The organism is Shewanella decolorationis S12 (assembly GCF_000485795.1).
GTDB classification, from domain to species: domain Bacteria; phylum Pseudomonadota; class Gammaproteobacteria; order Enterobacterales; family Shewanellaceae; genus Shewanella; species Shewanella decolorationis.
Genome location: NZ_AXZL01000073.1, coordinates 249,284 through 266,778, shown reverse-complemented (window position 1 = coordinate 266,778; position 17,495 = coordinate 249,284). Strand labels below are relative to the sequence as shown.

Genomic DNA, 17,495 nt, shown 5'->3' with positions numbered 1-17,495 from the left:
TATTTGCATAATAAAGTGTCAACAACCAGCATCGGGCTTGTTCAACACTTGGGATAAGGTCGCGGCTACGCGCGGCCTATCCTTATTTGTTATGTGCGATCACTCTGCACCTTTGAATTGATGATACGCGGCCCACTCCGGATCTTTTTGCAGTGATATCTGAATCGGGAATACCGGCTTACCTGCAAGAGCTTCATTCATGAGCATCATGAATTCCTGCTGGTCTTTTGCATAAAACTGCCACTCGCAAACCCCATTGCCGGTTACCACCACAGTGAGGAATGCTTGTTTTCGAGGTTCGACTACGTTGGATATGCTGTCTTCCAAGACATTCATCTGCTTCTTCTCGGCAGGCGAAGGCATTCCGCTCTTAGACTCAAAATTCCAAGTGATGGCGATCATGTTCGGGTATGCGGATGGCAGCACTCCGTTTGGAATGGTAGCTCTGTACCTGATGATCAGTGGGCGGCCTCCATCTTCGGCAGTTGCAACTGCCCATTTATCTTCTGCTGGCGCGGCCGTTGCTACGGTCGTTGCAAACAGGCCAGCAAGAATTCGCTTAATCATTACCAGAGCACCTCTTTTTTGAGCACTACCCGCTGTTTGGCGAGCACATAACGCCCCAAGCAGGGGCAAGTACATGCAGGCAATAATACGGAACGAAGTGACGGGAGCCTGCATGTAATTGTCCCGCTGACTTGGTTTGTTAGCTGCCTATTTAACAAAACCTATACGCGAAAGAGTACAACCTTGGAGGTTATATAAGCCAATAGGTTTTCCGATACCATTGTTTCCAATGCTGGTTTCGTTTTCTACCACTTCATCTAGAAACGAAAACATTCTTTGAGATGGTTTGTCATCATCAGTGCAACTCGCCAATGCAACCAAAGCATCATTTTTAAATTTTTTCGCTCCAATAACTGCTAAATCATTTTTTATAATTTCGACCATGTCGACTTTTGCACCTAACTCTTGGTCTGGAACAATTTCGTATTGGTATATATGATAATTTCTAGTTTGAGGGCACTGAACGCCTAAAATAAACTCTGCTTGATAAGCTGAAAATAGCTGACTCATTCTTCCAAAACCCCGTGCATGTTCCAGTACTGCTTCTATAGAATGACAAACAATATTAGAGACAAGTTTTGCAGTCAGGAGGGGATCTAATTGGTGATCCAGAAACATAGACTCATCATAATCAGCTTGATTTAAGTGTTTATGTTTCTCACAGGACATGGCTATTTGATAGCTACCATTATGGAAAGTTGGGTAAAGCTCGCCCAAGTGATTTTTCATAGAGTTAATTAAATGCTGTGCAACCAATGAACTACCAGCGAAAGCTATGGTACAAATTCCTTGATATCTATTCCCTAGATAGCCATTAAACCACTCACTACAAAAGTTTAAACCTTTTACGCGTATTGGTACTTCTATAACCTTCTTGAATCCTTTCACCAAGACCTGATTGTTTTGAGTGATATGGGAGTCTGAGGCAAAGTAAATACCTTCTTCAAAACCACCCGAACTATGACCAGCAATTACAAGTGTCATATAATCTCCATTGACAGCTAACGCCATGCACAGCGGAAAAACGTAGTGGAGGCAACTTGTGGTAAAGTTTGCGTAGCAAACCACAAGTTGCCGGAGCGTAGTTTTTTCCGCTGCTGCTGATTGTTACATGCCGATGCCGTACTTTTGGCAAAGATTTTTGATTTGTGTTTCATGTTGGTTTATTAAGGGACTAATGAGCATAGCGCTTTTACCACCTGATCTGAGAACTGAAACAACCTCTTTGGGTTGGCTGTATTTAGTTAAAAATGGTAGGCCAATTTCTTCAAAGAACTTGAACAACGCATGAGCCGAATCTATTGCCTCATTCAATGACGACACTGGGAATCTAGTTTGTCCACATCCCTCAATATTTCCGAGTTCGGCTCCTACAATACAAATACGCTCTTTACCAGACAGATACTCCACAGCGACATTACCAACAGCATCGAAATCTGAATCGTGATTAATGCATGAGATATATAAATACCATATTAGATCACCGTGCTTCTTCTTGAAAAGCCGCTGACTTTTGACAAATTTCCACTCAGGAAGAATTGTCATTAACTCAGTTATAAAGTGTTCTTGAAGCTCAGATACTTTCATAGCATGTAACATTTTATTAGTGCGCATGCGCGTTTACCTCGTTGGACCAGTGAAAACGCGCACGGTTAACTATCTGTATGCAAAGAACTTATCAGCTTTTTGCCTAATATACCATCTGGAAAAACGCGCATGCGCGTTTTCCAAACCTATTAACTAAAACTCATCCTCTATAGTCAGTTGATTTTATAGCGTTTTATTTATTGCGGATGGAATTAGTGCGCACTGATTTTGTCTAAAAATCATACCAAACACCTAAATCTAAATACGACTGTATACCCATAGATTGTTAGTCGATTTCTGGTAAGGCCAAACATAGGCAAATAGATAAGAATTTGTATGGCAGCAGGTGTGGGAATTTTCGGTTGACCTAACGAGCCGAAACACGGAATGGGGCAATTGCTTTTAGCAGATCGAACCACGAGAGGGCTAGTTAGGATTGGCATTGTTGCTATCTCATCACAAGTCTTACACCATTCTTGAATAGCCAAAGTTTTTTGTAGTGATTTATTCCGCATCACAGACTCGATTTCTGCCAGTGCGCTTTGCTCGCATCATGGCCTGATCAGCATTATTAAATAGGGTTTCCAAGAGTGCTTGTGCTTCATCGGGATGATTGATTTGAGGCAAGATCAAGGATGATATGCCGAAGCTTGCGGTGCAATGAATGCTGTGTCCATCAAGGTAAAGTGGCTGTGTATCAAATTCATGGCGAATCGACTCTGCAATTTGCCATGCTTGTTCATGTTGGGTGTTGGGTAAAATCAGCCCAAACTCTTCGCCGCCTAAACGAGCAAGAATATCATTTTTTCTCAGTTTAGTTTGTGTCAGCTGTGCAATATGGATGAAGGCGGCATCGCCTGTAGCGTGTCCCCATTGATCATTGACTCGCTTAAAATGGTCAATATCAAACATAATAAACGCCAGCGCTTGGCCAGACTGGTGTGTGATAGGGCGTCCCAAATGGAAAAAGGCGCGGCGATTGTAGAGTTTTGTGAGTTCGTCGGTATTTGCAAGGCGCTCTGCGATAAACTTAGCTTCGATGATTGCCTGTTCCATGTGTTTACGTTCAGTGATATCAGTGGCTATTTCTATCCGCACTAGGCGACCATCGATCCAACGAATTGCTTGATCTCGACACTGGTACCAACGTTTATTTTGCGTGTTTTGAAACTCCCATACATGCACACCAGTGGCGTCGCCCTCGGGACTAATCAGTTTATGGTTAGTGCAAAAAGCACAGGGACTATTTTGGCCAGCTTGAAGGAGTTGATAGCACTTTTTACCTGCCGGATTGCCCCAAATGGCGCTTCCATAATCATTTAAGTACAGTAATTCATAACTGTGTAAATCGGAAACATAGACCAGTGCGTCTAGGCTGTTGAGGATAGTATGAATGGCGTCAAAGGCTTGATTCTGATCGTTTTTAATCATGGTCATGGGATGAAATCAGCCAAATAAACATTATCTTTAGTAAGTCATACCATAACTTTAACATTTTATCAGTTAACAGTCTGATATTATTTTAATAATAGTTTCTGAATGTGATTAAGTTGTTGGTGTTAAAGCGCGGCAGTGTAAACACTTTGCTAACTAAAAGCCCTAGTATTGACTAGGGCTTAAACGTTTAACAAAGCAGGGTTTATATTAGGGCGTGTTGACGTTTCGAGATTAGATTTTGTTCATTCTGGCAAGCAAGTGCTCGCGAAACGAGGAATGTTGTGTCGTTATGCTACTTAAATGACAAGTGGCTCTTATAACAGAAAGTAAGAGCAATGGCTTGCCAGATAAACCCTTCGGGCAGAATTTGGCAGGCTTTTCTGCTGCGTTATCGTCCGTTTATGTAGAATAACGACACAGCACGGACTTTGACTTGCATAAAAGCCAGCTAAATTGCTGCAAAAATAACCCTGAAACGTCAATACGCCCTAGTGATTATAGAGGCGACGGCCTTCTCGCATTACTTGTATAAGCTCAGGCGCACTCATCTTCTTATGCAGTCTGTGCTCAAAGTTTTCATCGTAAATGCGGTATTTACCATGGCGGTCGATGACGGTGATTTCCGACTGTTGGTAGATAGCAAAAATGCGACTGTCACCGATGTAAATCCAAGTTTCTTGGCTCGGTTGCAATAGGCTACGGCCTGCACTGTAGTCGGTGGGGTTATTGGTGCACCCTAAGATATGGGTCATCAAGGTAGGCACTACACCATAGTGGCTGGTGCGGTATTTAACCTTACTGGCGCCGACATTGGGCCAATGAATGACCATAGGCACTCTAACACTCTCGGGTGACAGATTGCGCTGGGCTTCATCGCTGTTGCTGGTGAATATCTTGCCATTAACGCCAGTGATCACCACTAAGGTATCACTGGGCAACTCACTCACAATCGCTTGGATTTGTTTATCAATAAAATTCAACGATTGGCGATATTGGTTAAATAATACCTTTTGCGCGGGTTGTAAATTGGCATCGGCCTTGACGGTTTCGATACCAAGGAAGCCCACTGGAGTATCAAAATTCTCTGGTGCCTTCAGATTGACGAGGGCAAACCATGGTCTCTGTTGTACGCTTTGCCATTGCTTAAAGTGGCCTACGCTGCGTAAGTCCGCATCGGCACTGCCATTGGTTTCTTTGGCGATGACGTGGGTAAAGTCATTAAACATGGCCTGCGCGGAGCGTAAATTCAGATTGGTTTCGGGAATAAATAAGCCAAGCTGATAACCCGCCTGTTTAAAGCTTTGGGTCATGATGGGGCTAGTGCTATTGAAGATGCGCGCATCACCATAGCTGCCTTGTAAGCCATAGAGCAGGGAGAACATGCCGGTTCTAAATTGATTGCCGCCACTGTAATGCTGAGTAAAGCTCTGATTCTGCTCAGTATACTGATGCAAAAACGGCATGGTCTTGGCGTCCACCATGTCGGCACGCAGGCTGTCGATAGTCAGCATTAACACATTGGGTTTGCTGTCGGTTTGGCATTGTAGTGGCTGCGTGGGGTAACTGAGCGTGCTGGTCGCATGATTGGCTTCATCATTCGATTGTGAAGAGCCATCAATACCATGGCTTTCCATAAAGGAGCGCGCCGTGGCTGGGTACGACAGCGGATAAGTATCATCGAAACGGGTAATTTCGGTGATATCGGCGGCATCGGCCCAAATGTGGATCAAATGACTGCTGACAAAACACACCCCAATCAGGGTAATAACCTTATTGCCAAGATTTAGCTTTTGGATTTTCTCAATCCGTTTCCACAGGAAGTTGGCCGCCGTTAGCTCAATCACCAAAATGGCAATCGGCGTGACAATATAAGAGGTACCGTGGAGCAGGGCATTTAAATCGGCCCAGGCTAAGTCAAAGGCGAAGGGGCTCAAGTGCATGCCATAATCGGCATACACTATGGTGTCATACAATAAGATACACAGGCTTAAGGTGGCGATAACTGCCGCTAAGCCCCTTAAAATCTTGGAATAAGGCAAGATTAAGGTCAGCGGGAATAGGCAGATCAAGTAGGCGATAAAAGCAAGAAAACTGAACTGGCCAATGGTGCTGACGGCGAGGTAGCCCCAGCCAAACCAAGTTTCGGGATAACCCACACTGCTCAGATAGCGTGTGCCGACAATCATAGCCAGCAGGCCATTAAAGAAGGCGAACCAATGTCCCCAGTTGATGAGTCGTGACACGCGATCGCGGCTCATTTGCTTTTTTCGCTCGACCATAGTGATCCGCTTATTCCTAAAAGACGTTGTATCTTATGTTGTTTTAACGATTGTTACTCGACTAACTTAATTGGATTTCACCGATTGTGCGAGTGCTTTTGCAAATTGTTCAGCGACTGCTTGGCGAGACTCGCTTGGTACTTTGCGCTCGAGCAGGTGAGTGACGCAGTTGCCCAGTGCCATCAGGCTTAAGTCAGTAGGGGCTTTGTGCTTTTCGAGTACCGCTAAAATCTCGGCGATTAATGATTCAACTTGTGCGTTTGAGTATTTCGATTGGATTGCCATAATCAAAAAATGTTTCACTTTGGAATGGATTAGCGGCATATAATAGCGGATTTATTCCAGCATCACTATCAGGGCTTATGAGTATTAACATCGAACAAGCAATTATTCACGAGATTTCCCAGGACAGTCAGGGGCAATTACGCTGCCGTTTACGTCCTCAACCTCTGCTGAACAGTCAGGCTGTCGAGATGATGCTGGAAGAATTGCATCAGACCTATACCAGCAAATCCGGCAAAGGATTTGGTTATTTTGGTATCCACGGTGATGACGGTGAAGCCAATCCTGCGTTTTCTAATGCGTTGCAGGAATACCGTGCAGGGGATTTAGGCTTTGTCGAATTTACCGGTCAAGCCAGTAAGTTGTTACAGGAAGAGTTGGCAAAATATGATTTTAGCCAAGGCGGATTCCTGTTGATGTCCTGCTATACCAGCATGGCGAGTGACTTTTTGTTTGTGGCGTTGCTGAGTGCCAAGTCGTCGATGACGGTTCTTGACGATATGGAGCTGTCGCAAAACAACCATTTGGATTTAAACAATATTCAATTAGCGGCGCGTATTGACCTTACCGAATGGCAGGCCGACAAGGACTCCCGCAAGTACATCTCCTTTATCCGCGGTCGAGCAGGCCGTAAGGTGGCGGACTTTTTCCTCGACTTTATGGGCTGTGTCGAAGGCGTAAATACCAAGGCGCAAAATAAGACCCTAATGAACGCGGTGGAAGATTTTGTTGCCAGCAGCGATCTGACCAAAGAAGAACGTCAGCAATGCCGTAACAAAGTGTTTGAGTATTGCTCCGAGCGTTTTGACGAAGGTGCAGACATTGAGATCAAAGATTTAGCCGATGAACTCGCCGACCAAGGTATGGAGTCTTTCTATGACTTTGCCCGTGGCGGCAGTTATGAGCTGGATGAAGAATTCCCCGCCGACAAATCGACTTTAAGACAATTGAAGAAGTTTTCAGGGACCGGTGGCGGCGTCACCATTAGCTTCGATGGCGGCCATTTAGGTCAGCGAGTGATTTACGATCCAATTTCCGACACGCTCTTGATTAAAGGCGTGCCCGCTAACTTAAAAGATCAGTTAGATAGACGTCTTAAGGGCGAATAATTCACTTTGGATTAGATCGCTTAAGCTTTAGGCGTCCGCTTTTTAAGCATCAAATATTAAACAAAAGGCCGAGGATGAATCCTCGGCCTTTATCTTTTGCGCGAAAGCGACTTCTCTGAAGTGCCGTTTAGCTCGACCTACTTGGTCGCTGCCGCAAATGGCACAGGGCGCGGTGTTGCTTTATTCGACGGTGGCAGAATTGGCAGGGTGATCTGCGGCTGTTCACCTGTTAGCGAATTTAAAAACGACACCATTTCCTTAGTTTCTTTGTCGGTGAGCTTTTGTCCTAACTGAATATCAGCCATGGTATTGACCGCTTCTTCAAGCGTCCATACGCTGCCATCGTGGAAGTAGGGGTAGGTGAGCTCGATATTACGCAGTGTCGGTACTTTAAACACATATTTATCGGCGTCTTTACCCGTGACGCCTTTACGTCCTTCGGCAGGATTATTGGTATGAAACGGTTTGATTAAGCCCATCTTCATAAACATAGTGCCACCAACCGCTGGACCGTTATGGCAGCTGACGCAGCCTTTATCCTTAAACAGTTGGTAACCCGCTTTGGCTTCGCTGCTAATCGCATCCTGTTTACCCAATAGATATTGATCGAATGGGCTGTTTGGCGTGACTAAGGTTTTTTCGAAGGCGGCAATGGCATCGGTTAAACGGTCGATATCGACTTTTTCATCGCCATACACTTTGGCAAAGCGCGCACGGTATGCGGGCATTGAGGCAATGGTTTCGGTGGCGAGTTCATGGGTAAAACCCATTTCCTTCGGGTTGGCAATCGGACCTGCGGCTTGCTCTTTTAAGTTGCTGGCGCGGCCATCCCAGAATTGTGCCAGCATAAAGTCGGCGTTCAGCACGGTTGGTGAGTTAATTGGACCCTCCTGCCAATGGTGGCCAATCGATGTGGGCAGGGCATCAACGCCGCCAGTAGAAAGATTATGGCAAGAATTACAGGAGATAAAGCCTGATTTCGACAGTCTGGGTTCGAAAAACAGCATCTTACCCAGTTCGACTTTTTCTGGTTCGGTGATTTTGGCTGGGGTAATCACTTCAATCGGCTCGGCTGCAACGGCGTAGTGTCCGCCCAACATGGTCATAATACTGATTGCGATAGCGGTGAGTTTTATCATCTGGTCTCTCCCTTATTAACCTTGCTTTATGTATGTTTTATAAGTTGATAGTAATGACTAAATGACTCTAGGGATAACGCCTTGTTTCGATTGGGTCTATCGCAGCTTTGGATTAGGTTTTTGTGAGCTAATTCGCTGTTTTTGTTTGATTATCTCGATAGGGTTGGAGGGATTTCGTTTAGTGGTTTGCATGCTAATCGTCACTATCAATTAGCCAGTAAGACGGTCTTTCTCGCTCAGCGATTTTTTCTATCCATTCTTTGGATCATGTTATTCTACTATGTCATTTATTTTACTTCTCCGTTGATCGAGTCATCTCATTGGCTAACTCATCCGCATTTGTCACCTTATCCAGATAAAATGCGCTTAAGAGCGGATTCATTTGTCGCGGGGCGGGGCAGAATTGATTAGAATCCTTATTCACTGTTTTTGGGTAAGCTTGGTGTAAGGCCAAGTGAGCGTGCTCGGCCATCGCTAAGTGGCGCAATCCCTATTTAGGCGGACTGTTTTTCTGCCGAGGAGAGTCAATGCAACTGTTTGTAAAAGATTTAACTGTGATCGATTTTTCCTACCTTTGCCCCAAGCGTGGCATGGTGGGGGAAAGCTGGATTGTTGATGTGGTATTAGAAGGCGGCCTAGACGAGCAAAATATGGTGCTCGATTTCGCTAAAGTGAAACGAACCATCAAGCAGACAATTGATGCGGTGGCCGACCATCGTTTATTAGTGCCGACCGCCTACAGTGGCGTGCGTTGGCAGCAGCAGGGCGATAGAGTGTGGATGGATTTCGATAGTGCGCTCGGTGAGATCCACTTAGCTTGTCCTTCCCAAGCCTTTGCACTCGTTCCATCGGAACAGATTGATATTCCTAGTGTTAATGCCTTTTTACAAAAAGCACTGCGGGAAACTCTGCCCGATAATGTAGAAGGCATTAGCCTCACCTTAAGGCATGAGATCCTGAACTCGCCTTACTATCATTACAGCCATGGTTTACGTAAACACGATGGCAATTGCCAGCGGATTGCCCATGGTCATCGCAGCCCGGTTCAAGTGTTTGAAAACGGCACTCCTGCACCGAAATGGGATGAATATTGGGCCAAGCGTTGGCACGATATCTACCTCGGTAGCGAAGAGGATTTAGTGTCAGTGAAGACCTTAAACCTATCGCCACAAACGCGGATCAGTGATGACAGCCATTATGGCTTTCACTATCAAGCGCCGCAGGGGGATTTTCAACTGGCCATGCCCAAGGAATGCTGTGATTTGATCCCGCACGATACTACGGTCGAATTGCTGGCAGACTATATGGCGACCACCTTAGTGGCAAAAGTGCCTTCAAGCCAATTTACTGTGATTGCCTACGAAGGCGTGGGTAAAGGCGCCATCGTAAGTAAAGGCAACTAACCCGTCGATTTTTTATAACGCCCTAATCTTTAGGGCGTTATTGTTTGAATAAGGATTTTTGAGAAGATGCTAAATGCTTTACCCAATGCCCTACCTAAGTTGTTAAAAACCTTGCCGAATACACCATCGCTCAGTTGTAAGGCGGTAGTCTTATCGTTCTTTGCTCTGTTTAGCTTATCGATTCAGGCGCAGGTAAGTTTTGAAGGGCAATTTCAGCAAGGCGCATTAATTCGTGGTAAAGCGCCAGCGGGAACGCAAGTAAGCCTCAATGGTGAGGCATTAAAAGTGACGCCAGACGGCCATTTTGTCTTTGGTTTTGATAGGGATGCGCAGCTGAGTCAAGAATTACGCTTGGTCTATCCCGATGGCTTAACCGAAGTCAAACCGCTCAGTGTCACTCAGCGCGAATACAATATTCAAAGCGTTAAGGGCATCAGCAATAAGATCATGAAACCCGATCCTGTGGCGCAGGAGCGAGCGGCCAAAGATACGGCGCAGGTGAAAGCGGCCCGTGGCACTTTTAGCGAGCAAACGGCATTTTTACAGTCGTTTATTTGGCCATTAACCGGCAGGATCTCGGGTGTCTATGGTAGTCAGCGGATTTATAACGATGTGCCTGGCAACCCACATTTTGGTGTGGATGTCGCTGCGAAAACCGGTACAGTGGTCGTCGCGCCTGCCGATGGCGTGATCAGCCTGTCGGTTCCCGATATGTTTTATTCGGGCGGTACTATGATCATCGACCATGGTTATGGCGTGAGTTCAAGCTTTTTGCACTTAAGCAAACTCTATGTCAATGCGGGCGAAACCGTTAAGCAAGGGCAAGCCGTGGCAGAAGTCGGTGCGACAGGGCGAGCGAATGGCCCACATTTAGATTGGCGATTGAACTGGTTCCAAATGCGCCTCGATCCGACAACCATAGTGCCATCTATGGCGACTGTGCTGGCGGCGGAAAAAGCGCAAAAAGCACAAAAAGTCGCGAAGTAAATCCCGCGACTATCTCTTAGTCTATCTCTTATCCCCTAACAGGGCGCCCGATCACTGGCGCCCTGTTTTTATGCTTGAGCGCTTATTGCAATAACGGGTGATCAGTCGGCAGATGGCGGATGATCCACAGTACCAGCTTGTGCTTCATATTCGGGCCATCCTCCTTATCTTTCGCTAAGGGTTGGATCATATTATCGGTCACTAAAAGCCGATAAATACATTCCACCTTATCCTTGGGCGACACACCTTTATCAAAGTCGTCAAAACCACGTTTTTTGGCGTAGCCGATACCAATATCCAAGGCGAGTTTGAGTAGCTGTGCTTCATGCTTATGGGGTTTCATGCGCTGCGTCCTTATGGATATCACGGGAAGCCTACTGGCATTCCCATGGCTGAAAACACAATAATCGAGAAAACCTAATGATTGATCAAAGCGTTAATAGCTTGAAGCTAGGTTATTTGAACCATTATTGCTGCTAACTCTTTCTCAAACTGCCTGTTTTATGCAATCCATTATAAGTAATTGGAATTGTTGTCACATTTTAAGGTGTTTGCTCGCCCATCGATTAGATTAATTCCCGACCAGCTCGCTAGCGATAACGGCTTTAATGCTGTGTGGGTGAATTTTGATACAAATGTCGGCTTGTTTAAAGGCAATTGTTGGATTGGCTAAGCGTTCTTTATCGCCTTTAGGCGAGCTAAATTTCACTTTTATCGGCGCTTCGGTTAAGGATGCCGCTTGCCCTTGGAGTAAGGGCACAAGTGATGGGCTCAACTGAGCCAGCTCTTGGCTTAGACCGTCGCAGTCCTGTGCCGTCGATGGCAGTACCAGTTCGATATGCTCCCAGCCTTCTTGGGGATAGAGGGTATCGCCGGGATAGGGCAGTTCGACACAGTCGATGCTAAAGCAGCCTAATGTTAAGGGCTGATCCAGTTCGATGATAAGGATCGTACGGCCATTAATTTGATTATCCGAGATGATCCGCCCGCGTGCACTAAAGGCCTGCTTGAGCGCATCGGCAGCTGCGATGCTGTTCACTCTCAAGGCGACATGATCACAATGCAGCACCTTGTCCGCTAAGCCTAATTTGCCAAGAAACGTGAGGATCTTCGCCTCAAACTCTGGCCATGTCTGTTCTAATGTGGCGTAGCTGAATACTTCAGCTTCTGTAGTGATTGTTGACATAAAACATCCTTTAAGCGGGGAATACAAATAAAAACGCCCATTTGACTGGGCGTTGAGTCGCATAGGCTGATCAAACTTAGCGCTTAGGGCCAAATCTCGATGGGCGTGCCTTCATCGACGGCTTTCCACACTTCATCCATCTCGGCGTTGGTAATGGCGATACAACCGTCGGTCCAGTTGTATTGCTGCGCCTGCTCGGGTGAGAGAGGTGAACGAGGGTTCTGGCCGTGGATCATGATCATGCCGCCCGGGCGGATCCCCAGCGCCTTGGCTCTTAACTTATCTTCTTCATTGGGATAAGAAATGTGGATCGACTTGTAATAGGCGCTATCGGATTTTTTATAGTCCAGAATATAACGGCCCTGCGGCGTACGTTGGTCGCCTTCAGTTAACTTGTGGCCCGTCGGCAAGTCACCCATGGCAATACGATATTGCTTGAGGATTTTGCCGTCCCTTAACAGCGCCATATTGGACTCAGACTTAGTGATCACCACCAAATCGACTTTACCTATACCCGATGACGCTAGCACTTGGGGTGAAATCAGTGCGGCGAGAGTCATGGCCGCAGTAATTGTTTTGATGAGTAGGGGTACGCGCATGTCTTCCTCTAAAAATGACGCAGATACAGGTTTTTGGCGCATCATACCGCAAATTTTTATGTCTGTGACTAGATAATTTTGAGCTAGTGGCATTTGCATGGCAGACTTTGGGAATTTGCAAAAGATAACGCTTTTTATCGCAAGGAAGTTTTCCCCTATGTCAGACCATTCGCTTGAAAAAAACGATGCTGAAAGTCCATTAAAACGTCAGTTACGCATTATTATTTTTGGAACTGATACGCCAGCAGGCCGCTACTTCGATATAGGTTTAATCATTTGTATTGTACTGAGTGTGGCGCTGGTCTTCCTTGATACGGTCGAAGCGGTTCACCAAGAGTATGGGTACATCATTCGCGTTTTAGAGTGGGTGTTTACACTGATTTTTACTGTTGAATATGGCTTAAGGTTGTATTGCGCGACCCACCCTGTGTTATATGCCCGCAGTTTTTACGGCTTAGTCGATTTATTATCGGTACTGCCGAGTTATCTGGCGCTGTTTATTCCTGGGGCAAATTTTACTTTAGTGATCAGGGTGCTGCGCCTATTTAGGATCTTTCGGGTACTAAAATTACTGCGCTATTTAAGCGAAGGTAATCTGCTGCTCAAGGCCATGCTGCAGTCGAGCCGCAAGGTGTTTTTGTTTTTCTTCTCGGTGAGTTTAATCATCATGGTGTTAAGCGCCGTGATGTATGTGGTCGAAGGCCCTGAGAATGGTTTTAGCTCTATCCCCAAATCCGTCTACTGGACAATTGTGACGATCACGACTGTGGGTTATGGCGATATCACGCCGAAAACCGAATTAGGCCAAGCGATTGCGGCTTTTACTATGCTGCTGGGTTATTCGATTATTGCGATCCCAACGGGGATTTTAACCGCGGAAATCTCCCAAGAAGTGGGCCGGCATAGGGACCTGCGTTCCTGCAACCAATGCCATAAGATGGGCCATGATCTCGATGCTACCTACTGTAATCGTTGCGGCTGTGAGCTTGATAAACTCGAATTGCCCCAAGGAAAAGGGGATAAATAGCATTAGGTATAATCATCCCTTAGGGCGCTAAACGAGTCTAAGGGATGAAGGGGCGGAAGGAATGAAGGGCTTAGCTAGCGACCGTATTTAGCGTGTCGTCTTTTACCTCAAGATTTTTATCTTGATTTACACCTAGGCTAGATACAAAACGCAGCTGCATCCCTAAGGACGCCATTTGTTTCTGTTCTCGCTGCAAATCTTTCATAAACAAACTGATTTTACGTTTATGGCTGGGTAGCACTAGCATGAGTCCCTCCGGAACCACTTGGATTTTCTCAAGCACTAGGGCTTTGGCAATTCGGCCTAAATGCACTAACACCGCCAAGCGCAGCAGACAGGCGAGGCGAATGAGGGTGAGTTTGTGGCCTGGCTCTAATTCGGCCAGTAGCAATTCATTGGGTTTCTTACGGTGGTTGGCGATAAGCCTAGCTAAATCCTGTTGCAGCGCCTCGCTAAAACCCGGTAAATCACTGTTACTTATGATGTAAGCGCCGTGTTTATGTAATGCCTTTGAGTTAATGTGCAGCCCAATCTCATGCAAGGTGGCAGCGTAGGATAGCAAACGCGCATGGGGCCTTAATCCCCATTCATCGGCGACTTGCTCAAACAGTGCCATGGCGGTGTCCCGCACTTTAGCCGCATGGGGCATATCCACATGGTAAAGCTGGGCAATGCTTTCAACTGTACGGTGTCGAATATCCTGATATTGGCCGATTTTGGCTAATTCGTAGAGTACGCCTTCGCGCAGGGCGCCCGGACTAAATTCCAATTGCTCAATGGGTAGGCGTCTAAAAAAGCTGATTAAAATGGCAAGGCCTGCGGGCACGAGCGGCGTGCGTTTATCATCGACATTAGCAAAGTGCACTTGGCTGATGTGTCCGCACTTAATCAGTTTCAGCTTTAATTGTTTGAGGCGGGCGAGGGTGATGATTTCATCGCCATGATCTTCTTGAATCGCCTCACAAATGGCTTTGACTGTGCCTGAGCTGCCAAGCACTAAGTCCCAATCGCCACTGAAATATTCTTTTGAGAGCGAAGCAAATTGTTTATCGGCGGCGCTTTGTGCGCCGCGAAATGAGGCAGGCGTGATTTGTCCATCGATAAAAAAGCGCTCGTTAAAACTCACGCAGCCACAGCGCAGGCTCGATAAATGGGTAGGCGTATTTTTTTGCCCGAGTACCACTTCTGTCGAGCCGCCACCAATGTCGATAACGATATTGCGTTTGCCCAGCACTTGGCTTTGGGCAATACCGTTATAGATAAGGCGTGCTTCCTCGTGGCCAGAAATCACCTCCACTGGATATGGCATAATGTTGAGCGCCGCTTCAATAAACTGCTCACGATTTTTGGCTACCCTTAGGGTGTGAGTGGCGACTAAACGTACCTGGGCTTGATCGAGGTTGGAAAAACGTTGATTAAAATCCCGCAGGCAATTGAGGCCGCGCTCGATAGCATCCATGCTAAGGATGTTCTGCGCATTAAGCCCCGTTGCTAACTGAACTTGTTGTTTTTCTTTGTGTAATATTTGCAAGCTGCCGTCTTGCTCACGGGCGATAACCAGGTGAAAACTGTTTGATCCCATGTCGATAGCGACAAAGTGTCGCGGTTGTGAATGTGTGGCAACCAATCGGATTATCCTTAGGCAATCGAAACGATGATAAAGCCAGCGTTAGCTGGCTTTGGCCTGTAATTCGGGATTGTGGGCAAGTTCCTGCGCTTGCTCAGCTTCAAGCTTTTCAGCTGCTAACTTAGCCGTAAATTCCTGCTGCAACCGTTTCTCATAATTAATCAGATATTGATAAATGGCAATTTGAGAACGCACTTTACGTTTATTACCGCGGTTACGATAAGGATTGCTCTGTTCCTTATTGATGATGCGCGCTTTAGTATTATCGTTGAACTGTAACGATAAAATATCCATCACCATTTGTTTTAGACGCGGATCATAAATAGGCACACTGACTTCAACACGATTATCAATATTACGACTCATCCAATCGGCGGAGCTAATAAACAGTTTGTTCTCGCCGCCAGCATGGAACAGCATCACGCGGGAGTGCTCCAAGAACCGATCAACGATACTGTAGACTTCGATATTGTCGCTAATCCCCGGAATTTGTGGAATAAGCGAGCACATACCGCGGATCAATAACTTGATTTTGACCCCCGCAGCTGAGGCTTCATAGAGTTTTTGAACGAGTGATTCATCGATCAGGTTATTCAATTTTAAGGTAATCGCAGCCTTAATATGACTTTGGGCATTAACGATTTCCTTATCAATCAGATAGGTCAGCTTTTGTCTTGCATCATAGGGCGAGACAATCAAATGCTGGAAGTTATCACGGCGGTAGGGATGCTCAATTAAGTCAAACACTTGCTCCACTTCGCGAGCGATTTCCTGATTGGCGGTAAACAGCGATAAATCGGTATAAACCCGCGCCGTGCCTTCGTTAAAGTTGCCTGAACCTACGTGGCAATAAAGCCGCATTTCCCCCTGTTCTTCACGGCCAATTAAACACAATTTTGAGTGCACTTTTAAGCTAGTGATCCCATGGTGGACCTTTACACCCGCCTCGGCGAGTACTCGCGTCCATTCAATGTTAGATTGCTCGTCAAAACGTGCCCGTAGTTCAATGATGGCTGTCACTTGCTTGCCATTTTTCACTGCATCGATAAGAGATTGCATCACATGGGATTTTTTCGCCACACGGTAAAGGTTGATGCGAATAAAGCGTACCGCAGGATCGTAGGCGGCCTGACGTACCATTTCGGTAAAATGGGAGAATTTATGATACGGGTAGTTGAGCATAATATCGCCCATTTTGATCGCATCGAAACTGTTGGCGCTACGGCCAAAACCCGAGCTATTAAGTGCGGGGAGTTTTTCATTCTCAAGGTAATCACGGCCGGGATTTGGAAAGCCGATAAAGTCCTTAAAGCTGTGGTAGCGTCCGCCTGGGATCAAACATTCAGTGGAACTGATGTTTAAATTTTCCTTCAGCATTTCAAGCATATGCTCGGGCATTTCTTTGTCATACACCAAACGTACAGGTTCAGCTGTCAGGCGTTTTTTCAAACCCTTGGTCATTTTTTCAAGCTGGGTTTGTTCGAGCTCATCGGTGATATCAAAATCCGCATCACGGGTAAGCTTCATCGAAAAGACTTCAATGGCATCGTATTCGAAGAAGGGGCCAAAGAGATCGTCAACACAATGGCGAATAATGTTATCCAATAGGATTAAGTATTTTTTTGCTTTAGATTTTTCGGCAGGTAACTCAATAAATCGTGGCACATTTTTGGTGGGCACTTCAACGAGGGCATATTGTCTGCGCAACTTAGTGTATAAGCATACGCAAAGGTAAGTCGCGTCGTCGTTGATATGTTTGACTAAGTCACGATTGTTATTGACGATAAGCGGTGCAATATGGCGTTTAAAATGATCGCGAAAATGTTTTTTAAGCCAATTACTATGGAACTCGCTTAATTGTTTCTCATTGATTAATAAAATATTACGGCGAACTAACTCTCGCATCAGTTCGGCATAGATACTGTCGAAACGCTCCTGCAGTGCCATCACTTTAGATTGAATTTTCGCCATAAGATGACGGCTGTTGCTGCGGCCTTCCTGTAAAGATGACAGCAAAATAGAACGCCTCACAGCTGCTACCCGCACTCGGAAGAACTCATCCATGTTATTGGAGAATATGCCGAGAAAGCGCACCCGTTCGACAACAGGTACATTGGGATCGCAGGCCTCCTGCAACACCCGTTCGTTGAATGATAACCAAGAGAGTTCTTTATCGATCGACAATTTATCGGTATTCGGGGACACTGCACAGCTCCTTTAAGCAAGCGTCATGGCGCAATATACAATAGCATTCATCCATCGGAGT

16 protein-coding genes are annotated in these 17,495 nt (G+C 46.0%); 4 read left to right on the top strand and 12 right to left on the bottom strand.

Annotated features, from left to right (window positions below; translation table 11 throughout):
* Window positions 1–99: 99 nt before the first annotated feature.
* From SHD_RS17000 to SHD_RS16975, 6 genes are all read right to left on the bottom strand, one after another.
* Window positions 100–681, bottom strand: coding sequence for a DUF695 domain-containing protein (locus SHD_RS17000; RefSeq protein ID WP_023268267.1), 582 nt, complete (start codon window positions 679–681; stop codon window positions 100–102).
* 33 nt (window positions 682–714) lie between these two features.
* On the bottom strand, window positions 715–1,551 hold the full coding sequence (locus SHD_RS16995) for a hypothetical protein (RefSeq protein ID WP_039978598.1): 837 nt from the start codon (window positions 1,549–1,551) through the stop codon (window positions 715–717).
* A gap of 123 nt (window positions 1,552–1,674) precedes the next feature.
* Window positions 1,675–2,181, bottom strand: a complete 507-nt coding sequence (locus tag SHD_RS16990; RefSeq protein WP_039978597.1) for a hypothetical protein — start codon at window positions 2,179–2,181, stop codon at window positions 1,675–1,677.
* A gap of 477 nt (window positions 2,182–2,658) precedes the next feature.
* Entirely contained in the window at window positions 2,659–3,591 is a 933-nt protein-coding gene (locus tag SHD_RS16985; protein WP_023268264.1) for a GGDEF domain-containing protein, read from the bottom strand.
* A 488-nt stretch (window positions 3,592–4,079) separates the two neighbouring features.
* Window positions 4,080–5,870: a DUF3413 domain-containing protein gene (locus tag SHD_RS16980; RefSeq protein WP_023268263.1), complete on the bottom strand. Its 1,791-nt coding sequence runs from the start codon at window positions 5,868–5,870 to the stop codon at window positions 4,080–4,082.
* 66 nt (window positions 5,871–5,936) lie between these two features.
* Window positions 5,937–6,155 (bottom strand): YejL family protein, encoded by a 219-nt coding sequence (locus tag SHD_RS16975; protein WP_011622981.1) that lies wholly within the window; start codon window positions 6,153–6,155, stop codon window positions 5,937–5,939.
* Window positions 6,156–6,232: 77 nt separating this feature from the next.
* On the opposite strand from SHD_RS16975, the gene yejK reads away from it, so the two are divergent.
* Window positions 6,233–7,261: a nucleoid-associated protein YejK gene (yejK, locus tag SHD_RS16970; protein WP_023268261.1), complete on the top strand. Its 1,029-nt coding sequence runs from the start codon at window positions 6,233–6,235 to the stop codon at window positions 7,259–7,261.
* Between the two features lie 137 nt (window positions 7,262–7,398).
* On the opposite strand, the gene SHD_RS16965 is transcribed toward yejK, so the two are convergent.
* Entirely contained in the window at window positions 7,399–8,400 is a 1,002-nt protein-coding gene (locus SHD_RS16965) for a cytochrome-c peroxidase (protein WP_023268260.1), read from the bottom strand.
* Window positions 8,401–8,927: 527 nt separating this feature from the next.
* Here SHD_RS16965 and SHD_RS16955 point away from each other — a divergent pair.
* Together SHD_RS16955 and SHD_RS16950 are read left to right on the top strand one after the other, a co-directional pair.
* The gene (locus SHD_RS16955; protein ID WP_023268259.1) at window positions 8,928–9,803 is read left to right on the top strand and encodes a 6-pyruvoyl trahydropterin synthase family protein; all 876 of its coding nucleotides are present in this window, start codon (window positions 8,928–8,930) and stop codon (window positions 9,801–9,803) included.
* 66 nt (window positions 9,804–9,869) lie between these two features.
* Window positions 9,870–10,790, top strand: coding sequence for a M23 family metallopeptidase (locus SHD_RS16950; RefSeq protein ID WP_023268258.1), 921 nt, complete (start codon window positions 9,870–9,872; stop codon window positions 10,788–10,790).
* A gap of 82 nt (window positions 10,791–10,872) precedes the next feature.
* Here SHD_RS16950 and SHD_RS16945 read toward each other — a convergent pair whose 3' ends face one another.
* The 3 genes from SHD_RS16945 to SHD_RS16935 form a co-directional block, all read right to left on the bottom strand.
* Window positions 10,873–11,133, bottom strand: a complete 261-nt coding sequence (locus SHD_RS16945) for a DUF5062 family protein (protein WP_023268257.1) — start codon at window positions 11,131–11,133, stop codon at window positions 10,873–10,875.
* Window positions 11,134–11,361: 228 nt separating this feature from the next.
* Window positions 11,362–11,976 carry a VOC family protein gene (locus tag SHD_RS16940; protein ID WP_039978595.1) on the bottom strand — a complete coding sequence of 205 codons (615 nt, stop codon included), beginning with the start codon at window positions 11,974–11,976 and terminating at the stop codon, window positions 11,362–11,364.
* 83 nt (window positions 11,977–12,059) lie between these two features.
* Window positions 12,060–12,575: a L,D-transpeptidase family protein gene (locus tag SHD_RS16935; RefSeq protein ID WP_039978619.1), complete on the bottom strand. Its 516-nt coding sequence runs from the start codon at window positions 12,573–12,575 to the stop codon at window positions 12,060–12,062.
* 157 nt (window positions 12,576–12,732) lie between these two features.
* Here SHD_RS16935 and SHD_RS16930 point away from each other — a divergent pair, with 157 nt between their 5' ends.
* Window positions 12,733–13,602, top strand: coding sequence for an ion transporter (locus SHD_RS16930; protein ID WP_039978594.1), 870 nt, complete (start codon window positions 12,733–12,735; stop codon window positions 13,600–13,602).
* Window positions 13,603–13,672: 70 nt separating this feature from the next.
* On the opposite strand, the gene ppx is transcribed toward SHD_RS16930, so the two are convergent.
* Both ppx and ppk1 read right to left on the bottom strand, forming a co-directional pair.
* The gene (ppx, locus tag SHD_RS16925; RefSeq protein ID WP_039978593.1) at window positions 13,673–15,229 is read right to left on the bottom strand and encodes an exopolyphosphatase; all 1,557 of its coding nucleotides are present in this window, start codon (window positions 15,227–15,229) and stop codon (window positions 13,673–13,675) included.
* A 42-nt stretch (window positions 15,230–15,271) separates the two neighbouring features.
* Window positions 15,272–17,434: a polyphosphate kinase 1 gene (ppk1, locus tag SHD_RS16920; protein ID WP_023268252.1), complete on the bottom strand. Its 2,163-nt coding sequence runs from the start codon at window positions 17,432–17,434 to the stop codon at window positions 15,272–15,274.
* Window positions 17,435–17,495: the final 61 nt, after the last annotated feature.

What these genes read in the sequence shown, in the direction of transcription:
- SHD_RS16990 (WP_039978597.1), bottom strand. Translation starts at nt 2,181, where the DNA reads ATGCGCACTAATAAAATGTTACATGCTATGAAAGTATCTGAGCTTCAA.
- SHD_RS16965 (WP_023268260.1), bottom strand. Translation starts at nt 8,400, where the DNA reads ATGATAAAACTCACCGCTATCGCAATCAGTATTATGACCATGTTGGGC.
- SHD_RS16975 (WP_011622981.1), bottom strand. Translation starts at nt 6,155, where the DNA reads ATGGCAATCCAATCGAAATACTCAAACGCACAAGTTGAATCATTAATC.
- SHD_RS16935 (WP_039978619.1), bottom strand. Translation starts at nt 12,575, where the DNA reads ATGCGCGTACCCCTACTCATCAAAACAATTACTGCGGCCATGACTCTC.
- SHD_RS17000 (WP_023268267.1), bottom strand. Translation starts at nt 681, where the DNA reads ATGCAGGCTCCCGTCACTTCGTTCCGTATTATTGCCTGCATGTACTTG.
- SHD_RS16950 (WP_023268258.1), top strand. Translation starts at nt 9,870, where the DNA reads ATGCTAAATGCTTTACCCAATGCCCTACCTAAGTTGTTAAAAACCTTG.
- SHD_RS16955 (WP_023268259.1), top strand. Translation starts at nt 8,928, where the DNA reads ATGCAACTGTTTGTAAAAGATTTAACTGTGATCGATTTTTCCTACCTT.
- yejK (WP_023268261.1), top strand. Translation starts at nt 6,233, where the DNA reads ATGAGTATTAACATCGAACAAGCAATTATTCACGAGATTTCCCAGGAC.
- SHD_RS16940 (WP_039978595.1), bottom strand. Translation starts at nt 11,976, where the DNA reads ATGTCAACAATCACTACAGAAGCTGAAGTATTCAGCTACGCCACATTA.
- SHD_RS16995 (WP_039978598.1), bottom strand. Translation starts at nt 1,551, where the DNA reads ATGACACTTGTAATTGCTGGTCATAGTTCGGGTGGTTTTGAAGAAGGT.
- SHD_RS16930 (WP_039978594.1), top strand. Translation starts at nt 12,733, where the DNA reads ATGTCAGACCATTCGCTTGAAAAAAACGATGCTGAAAGTCCATTAAAA.
- SHD_RS16980 (WP_023268263.1), bottom strand. Translation starts at nt 5,870, where the DNA reads ATGGTCGAGCGAAAAAAGCAAATGAGCCGCGATCGCGTGTCACGACTC.
- SHD_RS16945 (WP_023268257.1), bottom strand. Translation starts at nt 11,133, where the DNA reads ATGAAACCCCATAAGCATGAAGCACAGCTACTCAAACTCGCCTTGGAT.
- SHD_RS16985 (WP_023268264.1), bottom strand. Translation starts at nt 3,591, where the DNA reads ATGACCATGATTAAAAACGATCAGAATCAAGCCTTTGACGCCATTCAT.